This is a genomic window from Halomonas sp. AOP30-A1-24, assembly GCF_052378165.1.
Lineage (GTDB): Bacteria > Pseudomonadota > Gammaproteobacteria > Pseudomonadales > Halomonadaceae > Vreelandella > Vreelandella citrativorans.
In genome coordinates, this window is the sequence record NZ_JBQSXL010000088.1 from 1 (window position 1) to 938 (window position 938).

Annotated in this window: 1 protein-coding gene; it reads left to right on the forward strand. The window is 60.1% G+C overall.

Features of this window, described 5'->3' with window-relative positions; genetic code table 11:
* Positions 1-938: IS701 family transposase (locus ACT3TJ_RS17990; protein ID WP_444615275.1), on the forward strand; the 938-nt coding region annotated here is incomplete at both ends.

Here is a 938-nt window from a genome sequence, read left to right on the forward strand (position 1 = left end):
GCCTGTCATCAGTCGCTGCATCACCTGGTGGCTCGCTCTGGATGGTCTGACCGAGGGATGCTTAATGGCGTGGCGCAGCAGGTGCTACCCTACTTGCTTCCCCCCGATACGACGCCTTTCTGGATTATCGATGACACCGGTATTCGCAAGAAAGGACGGCATTCGGTGGGCGTTAGCCGCCAATACTGCGGTGAGATTGGTAAACAGGACAATTGTCAGGTCGCCGTTAGCCTATCGGTGGCGACCGAACAGGCCAGCCTGCCGGTCGCATGGCGGCTTTATTTGCCCACATCATGGACAAACGATCCGGCGCGCTGTCGCCGCGCTGGCGTGCCAGAAGAGATCGACTTTGCCACCAAACCGGAGATCGCCCTGCAGCAGGTGCGCGAGACACTGGAGGCTGGTATCACGCCCGGTATCGTGCTGGCAGATGCGGCTTACGGCAAAGTGACGCCCTGGCGAGAACAGCTTGCAAAATGGGGCTTGAGTTATTGCGTTGACGTGCCGGAGGGTATCAGTGTCTGGCCGCCTGGCAGTGAGCCTCTGCCTCCGAAGTGGTCCGGCCTGGGGCGACCGCCGACACGATGGCAGCAGACCACGGAGCATCACCCAGTGTCGGCACAAGCACTGGCCAAGTCGCTGGATGCCAATGCCTATCAGGCTATCACCTGGCGGGAAGGTACCAACAAGCCGTTGTGCTCCCGGTTTACCGCTGTCCGAGTGCGTGTGGCGCGCGGCCAGCAGAAGCGCGAACCGGAGTGGTTGCTGATCGAATGGCCCCAAAGCGACGCCGCGCCAGCGAAGTATTGGTTAAGCAATCTGCCGGAAGATACGTCACTGACCACTCTGGTGGCGACAGCGAAAGGACGCTGGCGCATCGAACGAGATTATCAGGAACTCAAGCAGGAGTTTGGACTGAAGCATTACGAGGGGCGCAA